A 23,663-nucleotide genomic window follows, 5' to 3' on the forward strand; every position below is an offset into this window, starting at 1 on the left:
CGCCGGGGCCTTCTGCCACTGCTGCAGTGCAAGCCCTCCGAGGATCAGCGCCAGCCCGACCAGTGTGGAGGGAAGAATCGGCTCCCCCACCACCAGGGCGAGCAGCAGCAGCGACACCGGCGGCGAGAGGAAGATCAGGGTGGAGACCTTGGCCGTGCGCGACACCCGGTGCACGGCGAGCTGCCAGAGCACGAAGGCGATGCCCATCTCGAAGAGCCCCACGTAGACCCCGGCGGCGAGCCCCGGCCAGCCGTGCCACGCAAGCCCCGGCCCCGCCAGCAGCAGCAGCGTGAGCACCGGCAGCCCGACGCTGAAGTTCTGCCACTGGGCCACCAGGGGCGGGCGATGGTCCCGGGCATTGAGCAGCCAGTAGAGCGCCCAGATCAGGGTCGAGGCCAGCGCCATCGCGACCCCCAGCGGGTCGGCGAAGGCCACGTCGAAGACCGCCCCGCGGGTGGCGATCACCCACACCCCGCCGTAGGCGACCAGCCCGGCCAGCACATCGATGCGGGTCAGCCGCTGGCCGAGCAGCGGCACCGCCAGGAAGGCCATGGCCAGCGCCCAGGTGTAGTTGAGCGCCATGGCCTCCTGGCCCGGCAGCCGGTCATAGGCACCGAACAGCAGCAGGTAGTAGGCCACCGGGTTCATCAGCCCCGCCCAGGCGGCGGTGCGCCAGCCACGGCGCAGCGCCTGGCCGGCGAGCCCCTGGCGCACCACCAGCGCGCCGATCAGCCCCCAGGAGACCAGCGAGGCGAGCCACATCAGCTCAAGCGGCGACATGTAGCCCAGCGCCACCTTGAAGGCGGTAGCCACGGTAGACCACAGCGCCACGGCGCCGAGGCCGTAGAGCATCGCCTGGCCGTCGCGGGTCATGGCGATGAGCGCCCGCAGGGGCAGCGGCGGTGAAGGGGGATAGGTGACACGGCGGCCTCCCTGTCGCGACAATATGAGCGAAACATCCTACCAGCGAGGAGCCCCCATGGCCGCACCCGAGATCAGCCAGTGCCTCCGCCTGCCGGAGGTGGAGTGAACAGGTGGAGTGAACACGCCGCGTTGAAATCCCCTGCCCGTCTGGCCATGATGTAACCAGCTGTGAAGTGCCCGCCGCCGTCGCCCTACCGGGCGGCCAGGACAGGATTCGCGACAGGAACGCCCAGAATGGAACGTCCAGAATGAAACGATCACCCCTGATCAGCCCGGAACTGCTCGAGCGCATCGTCGATGCCTCCGAAGATGGCATCGTGGTCGCCGAACAGGAAGGCGATGAGAACATCCTGATCTATGTAAACAAGGGGTTCGAGCGCCTGACCGGCTACAGTGCCGACGAGATCCTCTACCAGGATTGCCGCTTCCTGCAGAACGAGGATCGCGACCAGGAGGGCCTGATGGCCATCCGCAAGGCGCTGGCCGAAGACCGTCCCTGCCGTACGGTGCTGCGCAACTACCGCAAGGACGGCACCCTGTTCTGGAACGAGCTCTCCATCACGCCGGTGTATGACGACGACGACAACCTGACCTACTACATCGGCGTGCAGAAGGATGTCACCGAACGGGTCGAGGCCCAGCTGGAGCTGGAGCGTCTCAAGGCCCAGCATGGCCTGGAGTGAGACGGCCTAGGCTGAGCCCCGGCAGGCAGCGCCATAAAAAGTTTGCGATGGGGCTTGTGCCCCGCGACGCGTAGCGATATATAGCGCCCAGGCAACCTCGTTGCCTGGGCGCTTCGGGCTCCGCGTTACAGCAACACGACGCACAGGGGACGAGAAGCGATAGTGATGCGTCGACGCCGTGTCGACACTGGCCATGGGAGGACGTCGCATGGGCCGTGAACACCTTCTCGAATCGAGCCTCGATGACGAGGTGGACTTTTCCGAAGCGGTGAACGACGACGACTACGGTCGCTCGCGCCCCGCCAGCCGCGCCGACACCCTGCGCGCCCGTCGCCGCGTGGAGGCGCTGCTCGAGGAGCGCCGCCTGCGCCGCGCCATCGAGGATGACTGGGCCATCGAAGAAGAGGAGTAGGGCCCCGGCTGGCCTTTGCCTGCAGTGGCCACTATCATCGTGGCCACTGCAAATCCTCCAACCGACGGGTTCCCATGGCGCAATACGTCTTCACCATGAACCGGGTGGGCAAGGTCGTGCCCCCCAAGAAGCAGATCCTCAAGGATATCTCCCTCTCCTTCTTCCCGGGTGCCAAGATCGGCGTGCTGGGCCTCAATGGCTCGGGCAAGTCGACCCTGCTGCGCATCATGGCCGGGGTCGACACCGAGTTCGAGGGCGAGGCGCGCCCGATGCCGGGCATCAATGTCGGCTACCTGCCCCAGGAGCCTGAGCTCGACGACGACAAGAACGTCCGCGAGACCGTGGAAGAGGCTCTGGGTGCCATCAAGGAAGCCCAGGAGAAGCTCGACGCCGTCTATGCCGCCTACGCCGAGCCGGACGCCGACTTCGACGCCCTGGCCGCCGAACAGGCGCGCCTGGAGAACATCATCGAGGCCGCCGACGCCCACAACCTGGAGCGCAAGCTCGAGGTGGCCGCCGAGGCCCTGCGCCTGCCGCCCTGGGAGGCTCGCGTCGGCCATCTCTCCGGCGGCGAACGTCGCCGCGTGGCGCTCTGCCGCCTGCTGCTCTCCAGCCCCGACATGCTGCTGCTCGACGAGCCCACCAACCACCTGGACGCCGAATCCGTGGCCTGGCTGGAGCGCTTCCTCCACGACTACAACGGCACCGTAGTAGCCATCACCCACGACCGCTACTTCCTCGACAACGTGGCCGGCTGGATCCTCGAGCTCGACCGCGGCCAGGGCATTCCCTTCGAGGGCAACTACTCGGGATGGCTGGAAGCCAAGGAGCAGCGCCTGGCCCGGGAGGCCAAGCAGGAGGCCTCGAAGAACAAGGCCATCAAGCAGGAGCTGGAGTGGGTGCGCTCCAACGCCAAGGGCCGCCAGGCCAAGAGCAAGGCGCGTCTCAACCGCTTCGAGGAGATGCAGTCCGGCGACTTCCAGAAGCGCAACGAGACCAACGAGATCTACATTCCGCCCGGCCCGCGGCTGGGCGACAAGGTCATCGAGTTCCACGGCGTCTCCAAGGCCTTCGATGACAAGCTGCTCTACGAGGACCTGACCTTCACCGTGCCCAAGGGCGCCATCATCGGCATCGTCGGCGGCAACGGCGCGGGCAAGTCGACCCTGTTCAAGCTGATCACCGGTGCCGAGCAGCCCGACGCCGGCGAGGTGGTGGTCGGCGATACCGTCGACGTCGCCTACGTGGAGCAGCTGCGCGACGGCCTGGACGACAAGCAGACGGTGTGGGAGGCGGTCTCCGACGGCCAGGACATGCTCAACATCAACGGCTACGAGGTCTCCTCGCGGGCCTACGTGGGTCGCTTCAACTTCAAGGGCAACGACCAGCAGAAGCGCCTGAGCGAGCTCTCCGGCGGTGAGCGTGGCCGCCTGCAGCTGGCCCAGACCCTGAAGCAGGGCGCCAACGTGCTGCTGCTCGACGAGCCCTCCAACGACCTGGATATCGAGACCCTGCGGGCGCTGGAGGAGGCGCTGCTGGCCTTCCCCGGCTGCGCCCTGGTGATCTCCCACGACCGCTGGTTCCTCGACCGCATCGCCACCCATATCCTGGCCTTCGAGGGCGACTCCCACGTGGAGTTCTTCGAGGGCAACTACGCCGAGTACGAGGCGGACCACAAGAAGCGCGCGGGCGACGACACCCCGCACCGCATGAAGTACAAGCGGATCGATGCCTGAGGAAACGCTGAATACGTGGCTGCGCGGCTCGCCCCGCTTGACGCGCAGCGTCAGTAGAAGCCGGCCTCCCCCTCCGGTCGGGTCTTGAAGCGTCGGTGCAGCCACAAGTACTGCTCGGGATGCTTGCGGATGGCGCTCTCGATGAAGGCGTTGATCCGCGCCGCGTCGGCCACCTCGTCTCCGCTGGGGAAGTCCGCCAGGGGCGGCAGGTACTCCAGGGTGTAGGTGCGATTGTCCGGGTTGCGGTGGAAGATCAGCGGCATCACCGGCGCCCCGGTCATGCGGGCAATGCGGGCGGTCATCTTCACCGTGGCGGCCGGGATGCCGAAGAAGGGGGCGAAGACGCTGGCATCACGGCCGAAGTCCTGGTCCGGCGAGTACCAGACGGCGTGACCGGCCTTGATCCGGCGCACCACGCCGCGAAGGTCGTGGCGATCGATGATTGCATCGAAGTAGGTGTCCCGGGCGCGCCCCATGAAGCAGGCGAAGAGCGGGTTGTCATGGGGGCGCTGCACAGCGTCGGCGCGGAAGTAGAGGGAATGCAGGGCCCCGCCCAGGTCGAGGGTCGAGAAGTGCACGCCGATGATCAGCGCCCCCTTGCCTTCGGCCAGCACCCTGGCCATGTGCGCCTGTCCCTTGAAGGTGACCCGGTGGCGCAGGTGCTCCGGATCGCGGCACCAGCCGGTGGCGGTCTCCATGATGCCGATGCCGTTGGCGATGAAGGTCTCTCGCACCAACCGGGCACGAGCAGCATCATCCAGCTCGGGAAAGCAGAGGCGGATATTGGTCTCGGTGATATGGCGCCGGCGCTTCGCGAGACGCCAGGCGGCCAGGCCAATGCCCTTGCCGACCCACATCTTCAGCCGCCAGGGCAGCCAGGCGGCCACGTACATGGCCCCGATGGCCCCCCAGACGGGCCAGTAGCGAGGGTGGGCGAAGTTGGGGCGATTGGCCTGGCTCATGGGGACAGACCCCAGTTAACGGACCGCTCCATGTAAACCCTCTCCTTGTGCAAGGTTAATTGGGGTCTGTCCCCGTTTGTCCATGCCCATGATACCGCCTCGGCACCCGGGGCAGCACTCCGGTGAGCAAGGTGTAGCTGATGGTGTCGCAGTGGCGGGCCACCTCGTCCACCGAGAGCACCTCGCCGCCCGCCGCCCTGCCCCACAGCACCACCTCGCTGCCGATGTCGGCCTCGGGAATGTCGGTGATATCCACGGTGAGCATGTCCATGGAGACCTTGCCGGCGATGGCGGTGCGCTGGCCCGCCACCAGCACCGGAGTGCCGTCTGCCGCATGGCGGTCGTAGCCGTCGCCGTAGCCACAGGCCACCACGCCGATGCGCGACGGCCGCGGGGTCGTCCAGCGCCCGCCGTAGCCCACCGGCTCGCCGGCGGGCAGTTCACGCACGGCGATGATCGCCGAGCGCAGGGTCATCACCGGGGCAAGGCACCGACTCGCCTCATTGGCACGCTCCAGGGGGTCGCTGCCGTAGAGCATCACGCCAGGGCGATTCCAGGCGCCGTGGGCCTCGGCCCGGGCCAGGGTCGCCGGCGAGTTGGCCAGGCACAGCGGTGCGCCGAGCCGGTCGGCCAGGGCCTCGAGCCGGGCCATCTGGCCGGCGAAGTAGCCGGTGTCGACCAGGTCCGCAGTAGCGAAGTGGCTCATCAGATGAAGGTCGCAGGCATGCTCGGGCGCCGACGCCAGGCGTTGCCATACCGTCTGGGCCCGCTCGGGTGAGAATCCCAGGCGGTGCATGCCGGAATCCACCTTGAGCCAGACGGGAATGGGCCGTGCCGGTCGGTGGGCGAGCAGCGCCTCCACCTGCCAGTCGCTGTGCACCGCCATCCACAGCCCCAGCGCCTCGACCTGGTCGAGCTCGCCGGCCTCGAAGATCCCCTCGAGCAGCACGATGGGGAGCCTGATTCCCGCCACGCGCAGCGTTACCGCCTCCTCGATGCAGGCCACCGCGAAGGCCGGTGCGATGTCCTGCAGGGCGAGGGCACAGGCCACCGCGCCATGGCCGTAGCCGTCGGCCTTGAGCACGGCGACGGCGCGGCTGTCGGGGGCGAGAGAACAGGCGAGGCGGTAGTTGTGACGCAGCGCCTCGAGGTCGATATCGGCGATCAGCGGCCGGGCCATGGCAGATCCTGAAGCAGTGAAGAGAAAGACTGGCGAGAAGGGCTGGCGAGCACGCCTCACCAGAAAGACCTGGCATTATCCATGGATACACCGGCCACCTCATGAAAGAAACCACCAATTCCATGGTGGTTTCTGGTGGCCTGGCTCGAAAAAACATCCATCAACAGTGAATCATCAGGATGGCGTCTGGGGCCGCTCGCCGATGTTCATCACCGGGTCGTCGCTGCCGGCCCGCGTCAGCTCCAGCGACACCGCTCCCTCGCTGCGCAGCCACGCGTTGACGGCCTGTATCGATGCCGCGTCGAGCAGACCCGCCTGCTGCTGCAGGCGCAGCAGGCCGAGCACGTAGTCGTAGCGCGCCTCGGCGTGGTCGGCAATGGCGTTGAACAGGTTACGCTCGGCGTTGAGCACGTCGACGATGTTGCGAGTGCCCACCTCGTAACCGGAGCGGGTCGCCTCCAGGGCGCTCTGGTTGGAGACGATGGCCTGGGCTCGGGCCTCCACCGTTTCCACATCGTTGCTCACCCGGGTAAACAGCGAGCGGACCTGCTGGACGGTATCGCGGCGCTGGGCCTCGAAGTCGTACTGGGAGACCTCCAGGGCGAAGCCGCTCTGGCGAATCTGTGCCTGGGTGCTGCCGCCGGTATAGAGCGGCATGCTGGCACGCAGGCCGAGCTGGCTGCCGGAGTTGTAGCCGGAGATCCCGCTGCGGTCGTCACCCGAAGCATCATAGCTGGCGAACGCCTCGACCCGGGGCAGCAGGCCGGCCCGGGAGACCTCGAGCTCACTGCGCGCCACCTCGATACCCGCCTCGGCCATCTGCACCATGGGGCTGTTGTCCATGGCCAGCGCCACCCAGTCGGCACGGTCGACGGGCTCCGGCGGCACGATGGGAATCTCCTCGGCGAGGACATCGATGCTCTGGTAGCGCTGGCCGGTCAGGCGCTCCAGGGCCTCGAAGCTCACCTGCATGGCGCTCTCGGCGGCGATGCGCTGGGCCCGGGCCAGGTCGAAGGAGGCCTGGGCCTCGTGCACCTCGGTGATGGCGATCAGGCCCACCTCGAAGCGCTCGCGGGCCTGCTCGAGCTGGCGTTCGATGGCGATCTCCTGGGAGCGCCGCGCCGAGAGGATGTCGTGGGCCCGCAGGATCTCGAAGTAGGCCTCGGCCACCTCCAGCAGCAGCTGCTGCTCGGCCACCGCCAGGGAGAGCGACTCGCGATCGACCCGGCGCTCGGCCTGGGCGAGCTGGGCGCGCCGCGCGGGGTCATAGAGCGCCTGGCTGGCGTCCAGGTTCACGCCGAGGCTATTGACGTCGTCATCCTCGTCCCGCGGCAGCTGGCCGGGGGGTAGCGCGGCGCCGGACTGGCTCTCGTAGGTGCGGCTGTGCGTCAGGTTGCCGCCCAGGCTGACCTGGGGCAGCAGGGTGCCGCGCTGCACGTCGCGCCCCGCCTCCACGGCGGAGAAACCCGAGCGAGCAGCAGCCAGGGTGGCGTCGTTGTCGAGGGCGTCGCGGGCGACGGTCCAGAGATCCGTGGCCTGAGCGGGGCCGGCCACGGCCAGCCCCACGAGGAGGACCAGCGGCCGAGGCATCAGGCGAGGCAGGGTCGGGCGATGCATGGGGTTGCGATTCCTGTACGGGGCCGATCTCCTGCGTGCTGGCGCGGCAGCGTGCAGGAATCGGCAAGGGCGGACTACGCGATGCGCTAGGCGAAGATCGAATCCAGTGAGAGGCCCTGCTTGTCGAGGACACGACGCAGCTTCTTGAGCGCCTCGACCTGGATCTGGCGAACCCGCTCGCGGGTCAGGCCGATCTCCTCGCCCACCTGTTCGAGGGTCGCCGCCTCGTGGCCACGCAGGCCGAAGCGCCTGACCACCACCTCCATCTGCTTCTCGGTAAGCTCGGAGAGCCACTCGTCGACGTGCTGCTTGATGTCGCCATCGAGCAGCGAGGACTCGGGGCCCAGGTCGCTGTCGTCGGCCAGGGTCTCGATCAGCGGCTTGTCGCTGTCGCCGCCTACCGGGTAATCCACCGAGGAGATGCGCTCGTTGAGGCCCATCATCTTCTTGACAGCCTCCACCGGCTTGTCGAGGTGCTCGGCGATCTCCTCCGCGGTGGCCTCGTGGTCGAGCTTCTGGGTCAGCTCGCGGGCCGCCCGCAGGTAGATGTTGAGCTCCTTGACCACGTGAATGGGCAGGCGAATGGTGCGGGTCTGGTTCATCAGCGCCCGCTCGATGGTCTGGCGGATCCACCAGGTGGCGTAGGTGGAGAAGCGGAAACCGCGCTCGGGATCGAACTTCTCCACCGCGCGGATCAGGCCGAGATTGCCCTCCTCGATCAGGTCGAGCAGCGACAGGCCACGGTTGAGATAGCGCCGGGCGATCTTGACCACCAGACGCAGGTTGGACTCGATCATCCGCGAACGACCGGCCGGATCGCCCTTGCGGGCCAGGCGGCCGAAGAAGACCTCTTCCTCCGGGGTCAGCAGCGGCGAGAAACCGATCTCGTTGAGGTAGATCTGTGTGGCGTCGAGGCTGTGGTTGCTGTAGCGATCCTCGCGGCTCAACGCCTTCTCGAAGGCTTCCTCATCGTCACGGCGGGTGTTGGTGTCGTCGCTGTCGTCATCGGTCAGTTCGTCGTCAGCGTCATCCACCACTCCGTCGTCCTTTTCCTCGAGCGTGTCGAGATTCACATCCTGAAGGTCCCGTTCAAGCATGCTCATCAATGGCTACCCTGTAGTTGCGTCCTGGCACCGATGCCTGACAAGAGCATCGGCGCGCCTGATTATTATTGTGTGACACCCCGCGGCTGCACTGGCCGGCGGGGCCTCAGGGCGCTTCAGCGAGACGGCAGGTAGTTCAGGGGATCCTGCGGCTGGCCGTTCTTGCGTACCTCGAAGTGCAGTCGCACGTCCTCGGCGTCGCTGTCGCCCATGGTCGCGATGACCTCGCCGGCCTCGACCACGTCATTCTCGCGCACGCGCAGGGAATCGTTGTGGGCGTAGGCGCTCAGGTACTCGTCGTTGTGCTTGAGCAGGATCAGGTTGCCGTAGCCCCTTACCCCGCTGCCCGCGTAGACGACGATGCCCGGACCGGCGGCTCTGACAGGTTGCCCCTTTTGCCCAGCGATATCAATGCCGGCGGTGATGCTGCCGCCCTCGCCGAAACGGCCGACGATATCGCCGTCGACGGGCCACCGCCAGCTGACCTCCTCCACCGGGGTATAGCTGCGCGAACTGCGGTCCGGCGCCGGGCTACCGCCGGCCACGGCGGTGCCGGCATCTCGCTCGGGCTGTGCGGCGGGCTCAGGCTCGGGCTGGGGTTCCGGTTCCGGGTCGGGGCGAGGCGCCGACTCGGTCGCCGCCACCTCGGGGGTCGCCTCCTGGGCTTCCGGTCCCGGCTCGCGCTCGGCAGCACGTCTCTCGGCAAGGTCAGGCGCACTCGGGTCGCCATCGGCGCCGGGACTGTCGTAGTCATAGACGGGGCCAGGCCCCGCGGTGCCGCCGGCGGCCTCCATGGCACCCTCCATGGCCATCTGGGTCGGGCCATCCGCCTCGTCCAGGGGCTGGGCGGAGAGCCGGCGCCCCTGCTCGGTGGTGCCATCGGGCAGCAGCCACTCCATGCTGCCGGCATCCTCGCTGGCCGGCTGGCCGCCGCCCAGCGGCGTCGCCACCACCCCAGGCGTGCTGGCCACGGCAGTGGTGCCCTCATCGCGTGCCGGCGCCTGGGCGTCGGGGTCCAGCACCAGGCGCTGGCCCGGCTGGATCTGGTAGGGAGGACCGATACGGTTGATTCGCGCCAGGTCGCGGTGGTCCATGTTGTGGCGCCAGGCGATGCCGTAGAGGGTATCGCCCGCCTCCACGGTGTACTGTGAGGTCGGTGTGCGCTCGCGACTCGCGGACAGGTCGCGCACCTGCACCTGCGGCGCCTGCCCCTGCTGGGCGGCACAGCCCGCCATGGCCAGGGTCAGAGCGGAAATCATCATTGCCTTACGCATCGGAAGCATCCTCCTTGTTCGCCCCCTTGGGCGTGCTCGCAGCGGCCGGAGGCCGGCCGCTGCGATCCAGCAGCAGCACCAGGGCCAGACCGGCCAGCATCAGCGCGGCCACCGTCGGCAGCTGGGCCGACTCGCCGGTGAGCAGGGCAAAGTCGCCCGGGGTGAGATAGCGATAGTCCAGCGGGATCATCTGCCCCTCGGGGCCGAGCTGATAGCGTACCAGTTCGCGCCAAGGCCAGAGTACCGGCAGAGATCCCACGATGAAGCCCACCAGCAGTTGCAGGGTCGCCGCATGGTGACGGCGCAGCAGCCAGGAAAGCAGGCGAGAGAAGAAGAACAGGCCGATCAGGCAGCCCACCCCGAAGATCGCGATCAGGCCCAGGTCGAAGCTGCGAATGCCCTGCATCACGGTGCCGTAGAGCCCCATGGTCAGCAGCAGGAAGCTGCCGGAGACCCCGGGCAGCAGCAGCGCGCTGATGGCGATGGCGCCACCCACCACCAGGATCAGCTTGGGGCTGCCGATCTGCAGGACCAGCGGCATCAGCGCGGGCAGGAAGTGGGCCAGCAGCAGACCCGCCACCAGCGGCAGCAGATGCCACCATTTCCAGTCGGCGGGGTGACGCCCCACCACCAGGGCCGAGGCCGCCACCAGGCCAAAGAAGAAGCCGTTGAGCAGCAGCGGGTAGTCGTCCATCAGCCACACCACCAGGTGGGCCACGGTGATCAGGCTGGCGGCGATGCCGGCCATCAGCGGCACCACGAAGCCCAGGTTGAGATGGGCGATCAGCATCGGCAGCCCGCCGCGGCGCCAGGCCACGAAGGCACTGGGCCCGAACTGCTTGATGGTGTGGATCAGCTCCTCGTAGATGCCGGTCACGAAGGCGATGGTACCGCCCGAGACACCCGGCACCGCATCGGCGGCCCCCATGCCGGCACCCCTGAGAAAGATTCCTGGATAACGCTTCAAGCGTGAACTCCTTTCAACGAATGACGCCTTCCAGCAGCGGCACGAAGCGCACCGATTCCAGACGCTGTTGTTCAAATGTATCGCCATGACGACGCACCCGGGTCAGCCACTGGCGCCCCCGGGCATCGGCCAGGGGGGTGATCAGCACCCCACCGTCGGCCAGTTGGGCCAGCAGCGGGACCGGCAGTTCCCCGGCACAGGCCGTGAGCAGGATGACATCGAAGGGAGCCTCCTCGGGCCAGCCGTGGCCGCCATCGGCCAGGCGTAGCCGCGCGCCGTGGGCCCCGAGCAGGCGCAGACGCTCGGCGGCGCGGCGGTGCAGGGCATTGATCCGTTCGATGGACCAGAGTTCCGGCACCAGCTTCGCCAGGATCAGGGTCTGGTAGCCCGAGCCGGTGCCGATCTCCAGCACCCGGGTGGGGGCGGCCTCCAGCACCAGCTCGGTCATCCTGGCCACCATCCACGGCTGGGAGAGCGTCTGGCCAAGGCCGATGGGCAGCGAGGTGTCCTCGTAGGCGCGATGGGCCAGCGCCTCGTCCAGGAAGAGGTGGCGCGGCTCGGCGGCCATGGTGGCCAGCACGCGGGGATCGCGGATGCCCTGATCGGCAAGCCTGGCCACCATGCGGTCACGAGTGCGCTGGGAGGTCATCCCCACTCCGCGCACCAGCGCCGGCAGTCGATCAGGTGAGTGCATCCAGCCAGCCCTGTACGTCACGGATCGCCGCATGCCGGGTAAGGTCGGTCTGCAGCGGGGTGATGGAAACGTAGCCCGCCTCGACGGCGGCGAAGTCGGTATCGGCTCCATCGTCGGCGTTCTCGCCGGCGGCGGCGATCCACCAGCGCGCGCGACCCCGGGGATCGCGCACCTCGAGGGGGCGCGACGCCGGACCGCGATAGCCCAGGCGGGTGACCCGAAACCCCTGGATCTCGTCCCAGGGCAGGTCGGGTACATTGACATTGAGCAGGCTGCGCGGCGGCAGCGAGAGCTGGTCGGCGGCGCCCACCAGGCTTGCCGCCACCCGTCCTGCGGTCTCGAAGTGCCGCGAGCCCATCAGCGACATGGCGATGGCCGCCATGCCCAGGTTGCGCCCTTCCATGGCGGCGGCCACGGTGCCGGAATAGAGCACGTCGTCGCCCAGGTTGCCGCCGTGGTTGATGCCGGAGATCACGAGATCGGGCTTCTCGTCCCAGAGCCCGTTGACGCCCAGGTAGACGCAGTCCGCCGGGGTGCCGTCGACGCTGTAGAAGCCGTTGTCCATATCGGTCAGCGACAGCGGACGGCTCAGGGTCAGGGAGTTGCTGGCTCCGCTCTTATCGCGGTCCGGGGCCACCACGCGCAGCCGGGCATGGGGCAGCAGGGCATCGTGCAGGGCGCGCAGGCCCGGGGCATGCACGCCGTCGTCGTTGGAGAGCAGTAGTCGGCGCATGCCAGACTCCTTCACAGGGTGGGGTGGGCAATCAGCTCGCGCAGCACGGCGGTGGCGAAGGCGCCCCGCGGCAGACTGAAGGCGAGCCAGAGCGCATTCTCGTCACGGGTCAGGTGCGGCTCGCCCAGCCGCAGGCGCAGGGGGCGCCGCGCCAGGCGCACCCCGGCACGCTCGAGCCCGGCACATAGCGCCGGGTAGTGCTCCGGCAGCCGCGCCTCCCGGGCCAGGGCCTCCTCCTCGGCGACCGAGTCGCCGACGCCCCACAGCACCCCGCTTCCGTGCAGGTCGAGTCGCGCCATTCGCGCATCCAACTCGGCATTCGGTGCCTCGACGCGGAACTGGCTCGCCGTGCCGTCGAGGATAGCCACCTCGCCGGGCAGCAGGCGATTCCAGCTGCCTTCCTCGACCCGCTGGGCCAGCAGCTCGTTGAACAGGAAGCTGCGCGCCGCCGAGAGCAGCATGCCGTCGCGGTCGTCGCGCTTGCGCCAGCCACGGGCGAGCAGCGAGCGGGCACGCAGCAGGTTGCGGCCATCCGGCCCGAAGCGCTGGGGGCCGAAATAGTTGGCGACGCCCTGTTCCACCAGCTGCGCCCAGCGCGCCTCGAAGGTAGGGTCTGCCAGCGCCGCCCCGGTGATCCGCAGGCGGAAGCGATTGGCGCGATGCACCCCGCGCTTGAGCTTGCGCGGATGGCGCGCCTCGGCCAGCACGCGGATTCCGCCTTCGGCCAGGGCCTCAGCGAGGCCTGAAGGTGCCTCGCGCCCGGGCAGCTGCACCGAGAGCCACTGGCGTGTGACGGCGACGCGATCCTTCATGCCGGAGTAGCCGACGTCGCGGGGCGAGACCTCGCACAGCCGGGCCAGTTCGCGCACCGCCATGGCCGTGGTCAGGTCGCGCTTCTCGATATGCAGCCAGAGGTGCTCGCCCGCGCCCTCCGGAGCGAAGTCGAGGGCCTCGGCGACCTGAAAATCTTCGGGGCTGGCGCGATACCCCCCCACCGGTGGCGGGCCGAATTGGTTATCGAGCACCCGCGGCCAGGTCGGCGGCCAGCCGATGGCATCCAGGGCCGCGTCATTCACCCGTCGGCTCCCGGTCGGCCAGCAGCAGCACCACCGCCTCGGCGGCGATGCCCTCGCCGCGGCCGGTAAAGCCGAGCCGCTCGGTGGTGGTCGCCTTGACGTTGACCGCACCGCCCTCGACGCCGAGATCCTCGGCGATGTTGGCGGCCATGGCGGCGATGTGCGGGGCCATCTTCGGCGCCTGGGCGATCAGGGTGGCGTCCAGATTGCCGACGCGGTAGCCGGCCCGGTGGACCAGGCCGATCACGTGGCGCAGCAGCATGCGGCTGTCGGCCCCCTTCCAGGTCGGGTCGGTATCGGGGAAGTGCCGTCCGATATCGCCCAGGGCGCAGGCACCCAGCAGGGCGTCGCTGATGGCGTGCAGCAGCACGTCGCCGTCGGAGTGGGCGACGAAGCCATGGTCGAAGGGAACGGCGACGCCGCCGATCATCAGGTGGTCGCCCGCACCGAAGCGGTGGACGTCGAAGCCGTGGCCGATGCGCATCATCTCTCCATGGCGCCAGCCCCTGCGGGTGCCGACGCTGTCTCGCCCGAGGTAGAGCCACTCGGGATCTGGGCGGCCTGGCCCTGGGCGGCCAGGATCTGCCCGGCCAGGGCCAGGTCCTCGGGATGGGTGATCTTGAGGTTGTCGCGACGCCCGCTGACCAGCCGCGGCCTGAGCCCCAGCGCCTCCACCGCCGAGGCCTCGTCGGTGACCACCACGCCGGCTTCCCGCGCCGTCGCCAGCGCCCGGCGCAGCAGCCCAAAGCGGAAGCCCTGGGGGGTCAGCGCATGCCAGAGGCCGGTGCGGGGCTCGGTGGCCGCCACTCGACCGTCGCCATCGTCGCGCTTCATGGTATCGGCCACCGGCGCGGCCAAAAGCCCGCCCACCGGGTCGTCGGCCAGGGCGGCGTGCAGGCGCATCAGGTCCGCCACGGTGACGCAGGGGCGGGCCACGTCATGGACCAGCACCAGGTCGTCGTCGGCCGCCTCTAGGGCGATGGCCTCCAGGGCCTGGGTAACGGAATCCACCCGCTCGACGCCACCGGGCACCCGGCGCCACTCGGCGAAGGGCACCCAGGCCGGATCGAAGCGGGCGTCCTCGGGGTCAAGGCAGAGACAGAGACGCGCCGCGGGGAAGGCCGCGTGCAGGCGCGCCAGGGTGTGAGCCAGCACCGGTCGACCGGCGATCTCCAGATACTGCTTGGGACGGTCGCCCCCCATGCGACGGCCCTGCCCGGCCGCGGGCACCACCAGCCAGGGCGCAGCGCTCATCGGCCGGCCTCCAGGCTCACCGCCGGCGCCGGGTTGACCACCGGGACGGCCTCCACGGCCACCCCCGGCACCCAGAAGAAGTGCTCGTCGGCGCGCACCATGCCGATGTCGCTGCGGCCGCGCTCCTCGATGGCATCCAGGCCGGTCTTGAGATCGAGCACCTCGGCACCCAGGCGGGCATTGCGGTCACGCAGCGGCTTGTTGGCCGCCTCCAGGGACGCCACGCGCTCACGCACCTCGGCGAGGTCGCGCACGCCCCCCTCCCCCAGCCACAGGCGATACTGCAGCATGGCGAGCAGGACCAGCAGCACGATGGCCAACCACTTGAGCATTCGACACTTCCGTCACGACGTTTCGATGCTAGGTATTATGCCATCTTCATCGACCGGGAGCAGGGGCAATCTCAGGGCGCATCGCGAAACGGCAGCACCTCCCGGGCGGCACCGCAGTAGGCCTTTACCCGGGCCCTCTCCTCGGCGCAGAAGCGCGCCACGGGGTCGCGCAGGCGCGGGTCGGCGATATGGTGCAACGAGGTGAGCAGGCGCGGCGCAAAACCCCGGGCCAGCTTGTGCTCGCCCTGGGTGCCGGGGTCGAAGAGGGCCAGCCCGCGTGCCAGGCAGTGCTCGATGCCCTGGTAGTAGCAGGCTTCGAAGTGCAGGCAGTCGGCCATCACCTCGCTGCCCCAGTAGCGCCCGTAGAGGGTGCGGGCACCCTGCAGACAGAGCGCCGCGGCCACCGGCTTGCCCCCGAGCCGCGCCTGCACCAGCAGCAGCGCCTCCGGCATCGTGGCGCGCAGCCGGCGGAAGAAGTCGAGGTTGAGGTAGCCGTGGCGGCCGCGCTCCAGATAGGTGATCTCGTAGCAGCGGAAGAAGTGCTCGAGGGCCCCCGCGTCGATCGCCTCCCCTTCGAGGCGATGCAGCGTCAGCCCCTGGTCGGCGACGATGCGCCGCTCGCGGCGGATCGCCTTGCGCCGCTTCGAGGTCATGGCGGCCAGGAAGCCCTCGAAATTGCCGTAGCCCGCATCGCGCCACTGGAACTGCACCCCGTGACGGGCCAGCAGCTTGGGACATGCCTCCTGCCAGGCGGCCACCTCGGCGTTCTCGGCAAACAGCAGGTGCCAGCTGGAGAGCGGGCTCGCGACGCCCCCTGCGCTTTCTTCCCCGCCTCTCTCCCAGGCCGTGGCCAGCAGCTGCCGAGCCGCCAGGGGGTCGATCCCCTCCGCCAGCGCCAACCGCGGCCCCGGTGCCGGAGTGTAGGGAATTGCCGTCAGCCCCTTGGGGTAGTAGCGCCCGCCGACCCGTTCCCAGGCATCGGCCCAGCTCCAGTCGAAGACGTACTCTCCGAAGGAGTGGTGCTTGAGGTAGTAGGGCATCACACCGACCAGCGCCTCGCCCTGCCACAGCGTCAGGTGGCGCGGGACCCAGCCGGTGGCCGGGCTCACCGAGCCGCTGGCCTCCAGGGCGAGCAGGAACTCGTGGCGAAGGAAGGGATGGTCGTTGCCGACCAGAGCATTCCAGGCCGCGGCCGGTACCGCCTCGATGGCGGGCAATGCTTGCAACACGAGCGGGGTCATGGCGGCTCCGGAGGCTGACAAGCCGTTGGCAGAAGGCCTACATTGTGCCCAGTGCCCGAGCCCCCTTCCATCTTCATCGACACACGGAGACGTGCATGACCGATGCCCGCGAACTGCAACTGCGGTTCGACGCCCAGCGCCGCGCCTTTGCGGCCGAACCCTTCCCGAGCCTGGCCACCCGCCGGGATCGCCTGGCGCGGCTGGCCACGCTGACCCGCCGCCACCGCGATGAGATCATCGCCGCCATCAGCGAGGATTTCGGCTATCGCGCCGCCGCCGAGAGCCGCCTGGCGGAGATCACCACCGTGCTGCAGGCGGCCCACCATGCGCGGCGCCACCTGCGCAGGTGGATGCGCCCCAGGCGCGCCACCGTGCCCTGGCGGCTTCAGCCGGGGCGGGCCAGGGTCCACCGGCAGCCGCTGGGGGTGGCGGGCATCATCGCCCCCTCCAACTACCCCTGGAACCTCGCCTGGCTGCCGGCGGTGGACGCCCTGGCCGCCGGCAACCGGGTGCTGATCAAGCCCAGCGAGCACACCCTGGCCACCAGCGCGCTGATGGCGAGACTGGCCGAGCGCTACTTCGACGCCGAGGAGCTCGCCGTGGTCACCGGCGGCGTGGAGACCGCGCGCGCCTTCTCGACCCTGCCCTTCGACCACCTGCTGTTTACCGGCAATGCTCAGGTTGGCCGCGAAGTGGCGCGGGCGGCCGCCGCCAACCTGACCCCCATCACCCTGGAACTGGGCGGCAAGACCCCGGCCATCATCGGCCATGATGCCGACCTGGCGCGCGCCGCCAAGCGCATCGCCTTCGGCAAGTGGCTCAATGCCGGTCAGACCTGCATCGCCCCCGACCACGTGCTGATCGAGGCTTCACGGCTCGGCGACTTCATCGAGGCGATGCGCAGGACGGTGGGCGATTTCTACCCGAAGGGCACCGCCAGCAAGGACTACAGCGCCGTACTGGGGGAGCACCAGCGGGCAAGGCTCGAGACAATGCTGGAGGAGGCCCGCGATCATGGCTGCCGGGTGATCCCCCTGGGCGAGCGTCTCGCGCTGCCGGGCGGTGGAGCCAAGCTGCCGCCGACCCTGGTGATCGACCCCAACGAGGGCCTGGCCCTGATGCGCGAAGAGATCTTCGGTCCCTGGCTGCCGATCCTCGGCGTGCGCGACCTGAACGCCGCCATCGACCACGTCAACGCCGGGCCGCGACCGCTGGCGCTCTACGCCTTCACCGACGATGCCGACCTGCGCCGGCAGGTACTGGAAACCACCCACTCCGGCGGCGTGGTCTTCAACGACACCCTGTGGCACAACGCCGTCCCCGCCCTGCCCTTCGGCGGCGTGGGCGAGAGCGGCATGGGCGCCTACCAGGGCGAGGCCGGCTTCCTGCGCTTCAGCCACGAGCGCAGTGTCTTCTTCCAGGCGCGTCGCAACGCCGTCTCGCTGCTCAATCCCCCCTACCGGCGCTGGCTGCTGAGGCTGCTGGGGCTCTAGCCGGAAGGCCAATCGCCCACAAGGTAATAAAACTACAAATATTGCGAAATTCCGGCTAGTGTGACGAGGATTCCGGACATTATTTTGGTAAACTTACCAAATTAGACACAGAAACCGAGGTGCCCCATGGCCACGCCGACCCCTGTCTTGAACGCCACCGTCGCTGACGTTACCCGCCGCATCCGCAAGCGCTCCGCCGAGCGCCGCGCCCTCTACGAGTCGCGCATGGCCGACCAGCACCGGCGCGGCGTGCATCGCGGCGAGCTCTCCTGCGGCAACCTGGCCCACGGCTTCGCCGCCTGCGGTAGCGAGGACAAGAATTCGCTGAAGCTGATGAACAGTGCCAACCTGGGCATCATCTCGGCCTACAACGACATGCTCTCGGCCCACCAGCCGCTGGAGACCTTCCCGGAGACCATCAAGGCCGCCGCCCGCGCCATGGGCTCCACCGCCCAGTTCGCCGGCGGCGTGCCCGCCATGTGCGATGGCGTCACCCAAGGCCAGCCGGGCATGGAGCTGTCGCTGTTCTCCCGCGATGTGATCGCCATGGCTGCCGCCGTGGGCCTCTCCCACAACATGTTCGACGCCGCCCTCTACCTGGGGGTCTGCGACAAGATCGTGCCCGGACTGTTCATCGCCGCGGCGCGCTTTGGCCACCTGCCGGCGATGTTCATACCTGCCGGCCCCATGGAGAGCGGCCTGCCCAACAAGGAGAAGGCGCGCATCCGCCAGCTCTACGCCGAGGGCAAGGCGAGCCGCGAGGAGCTGCTGGAGGCCGAGTCCGCCTCCTACCACAGCCCCGGCACCTGTACCTTCTATGGCACCGCCAACTCCAACCAGCTGATGATGGAGATCATGGGCCTGCACCTGCCCGGCACCTCCTTCGTCAATCCCGGCACCGAGCTGCGCGAGGCACTGACCCGCTTCGCCACCGAGCAGGCGATCCGCAACACCGAGCCGGGTGGCGACTACCTCCCCTTCTATCGGCAGATCGACGAGCGGGCCATCGTCAACGCCATCGTCGGCCTGCTCGCCTCCGGCGGCTCCACCAACCACACCCTGCACCTGGTGGCCATGGCCGCCGCCGCGGGCCTGACCATCACCTGGGAGGACTTCACCGACCTCTCCGCGGTGACCCCCAGCCTGATGCAGGTCTATCCCAACGGCCAGGCCGACATCAACCACTTCCAGGCCGCCGGCGGCATGAGCCTGCTGATCCGTGAGCTGATCACCGCCGGCCTGATCCATAGCGACATCCCCACGGTGTTCGGCACCGACCTCACCGCCTACACCCGGGAGCCCTTCCTCGAGGGGGGCAAACTGACCTGGCGCGAAGGGCCCACCGAGAGCCTCGACACCGGAGTGCTGGCCTCGGTGGCCAAGCCCTTCGCCCCCACCGGCGGGCTCACCGTGCTCGACGGCAACTTGGGCCGCGGCGTGATCAAGGTCTCGGCGGTGGCCCCCGAGCACCGCATCGTCGAGGCGCCGATCAAGATCTTCGAGGACCAGAATGAGCTCAAGGGCGCCTTCGAGGCCGGTGAACTCGACCGCGACGTGATCGCCGTGGTGCGCTTCCAGGGCCCCAAGGCCAACGGCATGCCCGAACTGCACAAGCTCACCCCCTACCTCGGCGTGCTGCAGGACCGCGGCTTCAAGGTGGCGCTGGTCACCGACGGCCGCATGTCCGGCGCCTCCGGCAAGGTGCCGGCGGCCATCCACATCAGCCCCGAGGCGCTGGACGGCGGGCCCCTTGCAAAGCTGCGCGATGGCGATATCGTGCGCCTGGATGCCGATGCCGGCCGCCTCGAGGTCAAGGTCGATGCCCACACCTGGGCAGAGCGCGAGCGGCACGTCGGCGATCTCGACCACTACCACGTGGGCCTGGGCCGCGAACTGTTCGGCGGCTTCCGCCACCTGGCCATGCGTGGCGAGGAAGGGGGCAGCGTGTTCGGCGGCTTCGAGGCCGACGACCTCGCCCGCCAGGCCGGCCAGATCCACGACGAGGATGCCTGAGCTTCGACCATGGCGAGAAGCGCCGGGGACAGAAAGGACATATCGACGATGACAAGACCCGCTCTCATTGGGGACATCGGCGGCACCAACGCCCGCCTCGCACTGGTGACCCCGGGCGGCTTCACGCCCCACGACATCCTCGCCCTGCCCTGCGCCGACTACCCCGGCCTGGTGGAGGCGGTACGCGACTACCTGGCACGGGTCGGCGCCACGGGCGAGGCCGCTCCCCGCGAGGCCTGTCTGGCATTCGCCTGTCCGATCCGCGGCGACCGGGTGACCATGACCAACAACCCCTGGTCCTTTTCCCGGGCCGAGGTCCAGCAGGCGCTTGAGCTCTCGCTGTTCAAGGTGATCAACGACTTCACCGCCCAGGCGCTGGGCGTGCCGCACCTGGCCGAGGAAGACCTGGTCGAGGTGCAGCCCGGCGTTGCGATTCCCCATGCGGCCCGGCTGGTGATCGGCCCCGGCACGGGGCTCGGCGTGGCCGGGCTCTTTCCCGGCCGCCACGCCTGGATTCCCCTGCCCACCGAGGGGGGCCACGTCACCTTCGCCCCCACCGACGAGTGCGAGCAGAACCTGCTGCGCCACTTCCGCCAGCGCTATGGTCGCGTCTCGGTAGAGCGACTCCTGTGCGGCCAGGGGCTGCTGGACCTCTACCTGGCCCACTGCTCGCTGAAGGGCGCCAACCCCGTCTTTGCCACCCCCGCCGAGGTGACCGCGGCGGCCGACAGCGACCCCCTGGCCCGTGATACCCTGCTGCGCTTTCTCAAGATCCTCGGCAACGTCTGCGGCGATGCGGCCCTGACGATAGGCGCCCGCGGCGGGGTCACCCTGTGCGGGGGCATCCTGCCCCGGCTGCGAGAGTGGCTGCCCGAGAGCCGCTTCTGCGAGGCCTTCGCCGCCAAGGGGCGCATGGGCACCTACACGGCGGCAATCCCCGTGCATCTGGTCATCGCCCCCTGGACGGGGCTGCTGGGCGCCGCCGAGGCCCTTTACAATGAAGAGGTCGATTGATGATTCCGCAAAGCCTGCGCACCCTGCTCGACGAGACCCGCGGCCAGCGCCGCGCCGAATGGGCCGGCCGCGAGGTATGGCTGGCCAACGAGACCTGGGGCGAGCTGGCCGTTTCCCTGCAAGGCGCCCAAGTCCTGCATTTTCTTCCGGCCGGCGCTCCAGCAACCCCCACCGCAGGCGCTTTACCTGCGCCGCCCGAAGCCGCGAAAGCCGAAGGCTCTCGCCCGGCTGACGTCAGCGACGGCTGGCTCTGGGTGACGCCCACGCCCCAGGCACTGCCCGGCGCCATTCGCGGCGGCATCCCGCTCTGCTGGCCCTGGTTCGCCGACGACCGCTATGCCGACGAGTCCCCGGATCGCTCGGGCCCCTTCCACGGCCCGGCGCGCAAGGCCGACTGGCGCCTCGATGCCGTGGACGAGCACGAGGAGGGCGTGGAGCTGCACCTCTCTCCGGAGACGTGCCTGCACACCCAGCTCACGCCGCGCCTGGTGATCCAGGCCAACGCCAACCGCCTGCACCTTGAGCTGATCACCGAGCACGTCGGCGAGACGCCGGTGAAGATCAGCGGCGCCCTGCACAGTTATCTCGCCGTGCGCGATGCCTTCGCCTGTCGGATCGAAGGCCTGGCCGGCGCCCGCTACCTGGACAAGCTGGCCGGCTTCGCCGAACGCGAGCAGCAGGGCGAGCTCGGCGTGCGAGGCGGGCTCGACCGCATCTACCACACCAACGCCCAGATCACCCTGGATGATGGCACACGCCGCCTGCGCATCGCCCGCCAGGGCAGCGACTCCGCCGTGGTCTGGCACCCCGGCGAGGCGCTGCCCGACGACACCCCCGCCGAGGCCGCCCGCCACTTCCTCTGCGTGGAGTCGGCCAACACCCGGCTCGACCCGGTGTGGCTGGTCCCGGGCGCCCAGCACCTGCTCGGCACCACCCTCTCGGTGGCGGATGCGGCCTCATGAGCGCCGCGCCCCGCATCGACGCCCCCTTCCTGCTCGGCATGATGCGCCTGCACGAGGTACCGGCACTGCATGACCCCGGCCGCCTGGCCGACTGGATCGAGGCCCGGCTCGACGAGGGGCTCGCCTGGTTCGACCACGCCGACATCTACGGCGACGGCCAGGGCGAGGCGCTGTTCGGCGCTGCCCTGCGCGCGCGCCCGGCCCTGGCGGGGCGAGTGAAGGTGGTGACCAAGGCGGGCATCGTCACCCCCGAGCGCGACACCTCGCGGATCGGCCACCGGGATACCGGGATCAAGCACTACGACAGCTCGCCGGCCGCCCTGAAGCGAGCCATCGATGCGGCCCTCTCACGCCTCGGGGTGGAGCGCCTCGACCACTTCCTGATCCACCGCCCCGACCCGCTGATGGAGGCCGCGGCCGCCGGTCGCGTCCTGGACGATGCCATCGCCGCCGGCAAGATCGGTGCCGCCGGGGTCTCGAACTTCCTGCCCGAGCAGTGGCGACGCCTCCAGGCCGCCATGCATCACCGGCTGGAGGCCCACCAGCTGCAGCTCTCCCTGGACCACGCCACGCCGCTGTTCGACGGCCGCCACGATGCGCTGGTGGCCGACGGCCTCGTGCCGCTGGCCTGGTCGCCGCTGGGTGGCGGCCGGGTCTTCCAGGGCCCGGCCGTGGGCCTGCTAGACCACCTGGCCGAGGTCCACGGCGCCACGCCGGCCGGCGTGGCGCTGGCCTGGCTGCGCGCCCTGCCGGGGCGGCCGGTGCCGGTGATCGGCAGCCTGCGCGCCGCACGCATCGCCGACCTGGCGCGGGATGCCGACCTCGCCCTGGCGCGTCCCGACTGGTACGCCCTGCTCGAGGCCGCCCGCGGCCACCCGGTCGCCTGACGGTCGCTCGCCCGCCTACATCCGCCCCCTATTGAGGAGACACCCGATGATACCCGTGATTGCCTTCGGCGAGGCCCTGGTCGATATGCTCTCCAGCCGCCTCGGCGATGCCGGGCAGGGCCCCGAGACGTTCACCCCCTATGCCGGCGGCGCCCCCGCCAACGTGGCCGTGGCCTGCGCCCGGCTGGGAGTGCCCAGCCGCTTCTTGGGCATGCTCGGCGACGACCACTTCGGCGACTTCCTCGCCGCGGAGCTCGCCGCCCACGGCGTCGACACCTCGGGCGTGGTGCGCACCCGCGAGGCGCGCACGGCGCTGGCCTTCGTCTCCCGGGACGCCTCGGGGGAGCGCACCTTCGACTTCTACCGGCCACCGGCCGCCGACCTGCTCTACCGCCGGGAGCATCTGCCTGCCGGCGTCTTCGCCGAGCCCGCCATCCTGCACCTGTGCACCAACAGCCTGACCGAGCCGGGGATCGCCGAGACCACCCTGGCCATGGCCGAGATGGCGCGCCGCGCCGGCTGTCTGGTCAGCGTGGACGCCAACCTGCGCCACAACCTGTGGGCCGAGGGCGCCGCGGACATCGTCCTGGTGACCCGCCTGCTCGACACGGCCGAGCTGCTCAAGCTCTCCCGCGACGAGCTCGACTACCTGCGCGCCGACCATCCCGAGGAGGCCTGGCTGGCCGAGCGCCTGGCCGCCGGGGTCAAGGCCATCGTCATCACCGATGGGGCCGGCGAGGTGGTGCTCAAGGGGGTGGGCCTGGAGAAGCGGGTGGCACCGCCCAGGGTCCAGGCGGTGGATACCACCGCCGGCGGGGACGCCTTCATCGGCGGGCTGCTGGCCGAACTCGCCGAGCACCTCGGCAGCGCAGGCCTGGAGGGCTGGCAGCGCGACGAGGCGTTCCTGGCCCGCGCCGTGGAGACGGCCTGCCGCTGCGGCGCCCACGCCGTGACCCGCCCCGGCGCCTACGTCGCCCTGCCCACCCGCGAGGATCTGCAGCAGCTGAAAAGCTGAGGCCTCGCCACCAAGAAGGAGTCCAGCCATGTCCTACCTAGCCCAGGAATCACGCTATGACATCATGCAGTATCGCCGCTGCGGGAAGAGC

At 69.5% G+C, this 23,663-nt stretch carries 23 protein-coding genes; 9 read left to right on the top strand and 14 right to left on the bottom strand.

Going from position 1 to position 23,663, the window contains the following annotated elements; genetic code table 11:
- A partial coding sequence (locus tag IBX53_RS07150; RefSeq protein WP_290907194.1) for a DMT family transporter occupies positions 1-873 on the bottom strand: 873 nt, incomplete at its 3' end.
- Positions 874-1,172: 299 nt separating this feature from the next.
- Between IBX53_RS07150 and IBX53_RS07155 the strand changes: the two genes are divergently transcribed.
- From IBX53_RS07155 to ettA, 3 genes are all read left to right on the top strand, one after another.
- Complete coding sequence (locus IBX53_RS07155) at positions 1,173-1,607, top strand: PAS domain S-box protein (RefSeq protein ID WP_290907196.1); 435 nt, start codon at positions 1,173-1,175, stop codon at positions 1,605-1,607.
- A gap of 208 nt (positions 1,608-1,815) precedes the next feature.
- Positions 1,816-2,019: a PA3496 family putative envelope integrity protein gene (locus IBX53_RS07160; RefSeq protein ID WP_290907198.1), complete on the top strand. Its 204-nt coding sequence runs from the start codon at positions 1,816-1,818 to the stop codon at positions 2,017-2,019.
- Positions 2,020-2,093: 74 nt separating this feature from the next.
- Positions 2,094-3,755 carry an energy-dependent translational throttle protein EttA gene (gene ettA / locus IBX53_RS07165; RefSeq protein WP_290907200.1) on the top strand — a complete coding sequence of 554 codons (1,662 nt, stop codon included), beginning with the start codon at positions 2,094-2,096 and terminating at the stop codon, positions 3,753-3,755.
- 50 nt (positions 3,756-3,805) lie between these two features.
- Here ettA and lpxL read toward each other — a convergent pair whose 3' ends face one another.
- The 13 genes from lpxL to IBX53_RS07230 all read right to left on the bottom strand — a co-directional run bounded on the left by lpxL (position 3,806) and on the right by IBX53_RS07230 (position 16,188).
- Positions 3,806-4,717 (bottom strand): LpxL/LpxP family Kdo(2)-lipid IV(A) lauroyl/palmitoleoyl acyltransferase, encoded by a 912-nt coding sequence (lpxL, locus tag IBX53_RS07170; RefSeq protein ID WP_290907202.1) that lies wholly within the window; start codon positions 4,715-4,717, stop codon positions 3,806-3,808.
- Positions 4,718-4,772: 55 nt separating this feature from the next.
- Complete coding sequence (alr, locus tag IBX53_RS07175; RefSeq protein WP_290907204.1) at positions 4,773-5,897, bottom strand: alanine racemase; 1,125 nt, start codon at positions 5,895-5,897, stop codon at positions 4,773-4,775.
- Between the two features lie 174 nt (positions 5,898-6,071).
- Positions 6,072-7,514, bottom strand: coding sequence for a TolC family outer membrane protein (locus IBX53_RS07180; RefSeq protein WP_290907206.1), 1,443 nt, complete (start codon positions 7,512-7,514; stop codon positions 6,072-6,074).
- An 86-nt stretch (positions 7,515-7,600) separates the two neighbouring features.
- Positions 7,601-8,617: an RNA polymerase sigma factor RpoS gene (rpoS, locus tag IBX53_RS07185; protein WP_290907208.1), complete on the bottom strand. Its 1,017-nt coding sequence runs from the start codon at positions 8,615-8,617 to the stop codon at positions 7,601-7,603.
- A gap of 116 nt (positions 8,618-8,733) precedes the next feature.
- Complete coding sequence (locus IBX53_RS07190) at positions 8,734-9,891, bottom strand: peptidoglycan DD-metalloendopeptidase family protein (RefSeq protein WP_290907210.1); 1,158 nt, start codon at positions 9,889-9,891, stop codon at positions 8,734-8,736.
- Complete coding sequence (locus IBX53_RS07195; RefSeq protein WP_290907212.1) at positions 9,884-10,858, bottom strand: DUF368 domain-containing protein; 975 nt, start codon at positions 10,856-10,858, stop codon at positions 9,884-9,886. Before IBX53_RS07195 ends, IBX53_RS07190 begins: the two co-directional genes overlap by 8 nt.
- A gap of 13 nt (positions 10,859-10,871) precedes the next feature.
- Positions 10,872-11,552 carry a protein-L-isoaspartate(D-aspartate) O-methyltransferase gene (locus tag IBX53_RS07200; protein WP_290907214.1) on the bottom strand — a complete coding sequence of 227 codons (681 nt, stop codon included), beginning with the start codon at positions 11,550-11,552 and terminating at the stop codon, positions 10,872-10,874.
- Positions 11,539-12,285, bottom strand: coding sequence for a 5'/3'-nucleotidase SurE (surE, locus tag IBX53_RS07205; RefSeq protein WP_290907216.1), 747 nt, complete (start codon positions 12,283-12,285; stop codon positions 11,539-11,541). Before surE ends, IBX53_RS07200 begins: the two co-directional genes overlap by 14 nt.
- A gap of 11 nt (positions 12,286-12,296) precedes the next feature.
- Positions 12,297-13,361, bottom strand: coding sequence for a tRNA pseudouridine(13) synthase TruD (gene truD / locus IBX53_RS07210; protein WP_290907218.1), 1,065 nt, complete (start codon positions 13,359-13,361; stop codon positions 12,297-12,299).
- The gene (gene ispF, locus IBX53_RS07215; RefSeq protein ID WP_290907220.1) at positions 13,354-13,845 is read right to left on the bottom strand and encodes a 2-C-methyl-D-erythritol 2,4-cyclodiphosphate synthase; all 492 of its coding nucleotides are present in this window, start codon (positions 13,843-13,845) and stop codon (positions 13,354-13,356) included. Before ispF ends, truD begins: the two co-directional genes overlap by 8 nt.
- Positions 13,845-14,615: a 2-C-methyl-D-erythritol 4-phosphate cytidylyltransferase gene (ispD, locus tag IBX53_RS07220; protein ID WP_290907223.1), complete on the bottom strand. Its 771-nt coding sequence runs from the start codon at positions 14,613-14,615 to the stop codon at positions 13,845-13,847. The genes ispF and ispD overlap by 1 nt, the downstream gene beginning before the upstream one ends.
- Positions 14,612-14,947 (bottom strand): cell division protein FtsB, encoded by a 336-nt coding sequence (gene ftsB / locus IBX53_RS07225; protein WP_290907225.1) that lies wholly within the window; start codon positions 14,945-14,947, stop codon positions 14,612-14,614. Before ftsB ends, ispD begins: the two co-directional genes overlap by 4 nt.
- Before the next feature lie 71 nt (positions 14,948-15,018).
- Positions 15,019-16,188, bottom strand: a complete 1,170-nt coding sequence (locus tag IBX53_RS07230; RefSeq protein ID WP_290907227.1) for a GNAT family N-acetyltransferase — start codon at positions 16,186-16,188, stop codon at positions 15,019-15,021.
- Between the two features lie 95 nt (positions 16,189-16,283).
- On the opposite strand from IBX53_RS07230, the gene IBX53_RS07235 reads away from it, so the two are divergent.
- The 6 genes from IBX53_RS07235 to IBX53_RS07260 all read left to right on the top strand — a co-directional run bounded on the left by IBX53_RS07235 (position 16,284) and on the right by IBX53_RS07260 (position 23,572).
- Positions 16,284-17,681 carry a coniferyl aldehyde dehydrogenase gene (locus IBX53_RS07235; RefSeq protein WP_290907229.1) on the top strand — a complete coding sequence of 466 codons (1,398 nt, stop codon included), beginning with the start codon at positions 16,284-16,286 and terminating at the stop codon, positions 17,679-17,681.
- A gap of 126 nt (positions 17,682-17,807) precedes the next feature.
- Positions 17,808-19,694, top strand: a complete 1,887-nt coding sequence (gene edd / locus IBX53_RS07240) for a phosphogluconate dehydratase (protein ID WP_290907231.1) — start codon at positions 17,808-17,810, stop codon at positions 19,692-19,694.
- Positions 19,695-19,742: 48 nt separating this feature from the next.
- Positions 19,743-20,708 (top strand): glucokinase, encoded by a 966-nt coding sequence (gene glk, locus IBX53_RS07245; protein WP_290907233.1) that lies wholly within the window; start codon positions 19,743-19,745, stop codon positions 20,706-20,708.
- Entirely contained in the window at positions 20,708-21,670 is a 963-nt protein-coding gene (locus tag IBX53_RS07250; protein WP_290907236.1) for a D-hexose-6-phosphate mutarotase, read from the top strand. The genes glk and IBX53_RS07250 overlap by 1 nt, the downstream gene beginning before the upstream one ends.
- The gene (locus tag IBX53_RS07255; RefSeq protein WP_290907239.1) at positions 21,667-22,557 is read left to right on the top strand and encodes an aldo/keto reductase; all 891 of its coding nucleotides are present in this window, start codon (positions 21,667-21,669) and stop codon (positions 22,555-22,557) included. The genes IBX53_RS07250 and IBX53_RS07255 overlap by 4 nt, the downstream gene beginning before the upstream one ends.
- Positions 22,558-22,603: 46 nt before the next feature.
- Entirely contained in the window at positions 22,604-23,572 is a 969-nt protein-coding gene (locus IBX53_RS07260) for a carbohydrate kinase (RefSeq protein ID WP_290907241.1), read from the top strand.
- Positions 23,573-23,663 lie beyond the last annotated feature (91 nt).

This window comes from Halomonas sp. (assembly GCF_014859505.1).
Taxonomy (GTDB): Bacteria; Pseudomonadota; Gammaproteobacteria; order Pseudomonadales; family Halomonadaceae; genus Halomonas.

Bases quoted from the DNA above. Each gene is read 5' to 3' on its own strand.
- IBX53_RS07200 (WP_290907214.1), bottom strand. From the start codon at position 11,552: ATGCACTCACCTGATCGACTGCCGGCGCTGGTGCGCGGAGTGGGGATG.
- IBX53_RS07255 (WP_290907239.1), top strand. From the start codon at position 21,667: ATGAGCGCCGCGCCCCGCATCGACGCCCCCTTCCTGCTCGGCATGATG.
- alr (WP_290907204.1), bottom strand. From the start codon at position 5,897: ATGGCCCGGCCGCTGATCGCCGATATCGACCTCGAGGCGCTGCGTCAC.
- ftsB (WP_290907225.1), bottom strand. From the start codon at position 14,947: ATGCTCAAGTGGTTGGCCATCGTGCTGCTGGTCCTGCTCGCCATGCTG.
- IBX53_RS07180 (WP_290907206.1), bottom strand. From the start codon at position 7,514: ATGCATCGCCCGACCCTGCCTCGCCTGATGCCTCGGCCGCTGGTCCTC.
- IBX53_RS07230 (WP_290907227.1), bottom strand. From the start codon at position 16,188: ATGACCCCGCTCGTGTTGCAAGCATTGCCCGCCATCGAGGCGGTACCG.
- ettA (WP_290907200.1), top strand. From the start codon at position 2,094: ATGGCGCAATACGTCTTCACCATGAACCGGGTGGGCAAGGTCGTGCCC.
- IBX53_RS07235 (WP_290907229.1), top strand. From the start codon at position 16,284: ATGACCGATGCCCGCGAACTGCAACTGCGGTTCGACGCCCAGCGCCGC.
- IBX53_RS07260 (WP_290907241.1), top strand. From the start codon at position 22,604: ATGATACCCGTGATTGCCTTCGGCGAGGCCCTGGTCGATATGCTCTCC.
- lpxL (WP_290907202.1), bottom strand. From the start codon at position 4,717: ATGAGCCAGGCCAATCGCCCCAACTTCGCCCACCCTCGCTACTGGCCC.
- IBX53_RS07190 (WP_290907210.1), bottom strand. From the start codon at position 9,891: ATGCGTAAGGCAATGATGATTTCCGCTCTGACCCTGGCCATGGCGGGC.
- ispD (WP_290907223.1), bottom strand. From the start codon at position 14,615: ATGAGCGCTGCGCCCTGGCTGGTGGTGCCCGCGGCCGGGCAGGGCCGT.
- surE (WP_290907216.1), bottom strand. From the start codon at position 12,285: ATGCGCCGACTACTGCTCTCCAACGACGACGGCGTGCATGCCCCGGGC.
- IBX53_RS07160 (WP_290907198.1), top strand. From the start codon at position 1,816: ATGGGCCGTGAACACCTTCTCGAATCGAGCCTCGATGACGAGGTGGAC.
- rpoS (WP_290907208.1), bottom strand. From the start codon at position 8,617: ATGAGCATGCTTGAACGGGACCTTCAGGATGTGAATCTCGACACGCTC.
- IBX53_RS07250 (WP_290907236.1), top strand. From the start codon at position 20,708: ATGATTCCGCAAAGCCTGCGCACCCTGCTCGACGAGACCCGCGGCCAG.
- edd (WP_290907231.1), top strand. From the start codon at position 17,808: ATGGCCACGCCGACCCCTGTCTTGAACGCCACCGTCGCTGACGTTACC.
- glk (WP_290907233.1), top strand. From the start codon at position 19,743: ATGACAAGACCCGCTCTCATTGGGGACATCGGCGGCACCAACGCCCGC.
- IBX53_RS07155 (WP_290907196.1), top strand. From the start codon at position 1,173: ATGAAACGATCACCCCTGATCAGCCCGGAACTGCTCGAGCGCATCGTC.
- ispF (WP_290907220.1), bottom strand. From the start codon at position 13,845: ATGCGCATCGGCCACGGCTTCGACGTCCACCGCTTCGGTGCGGGCGAC.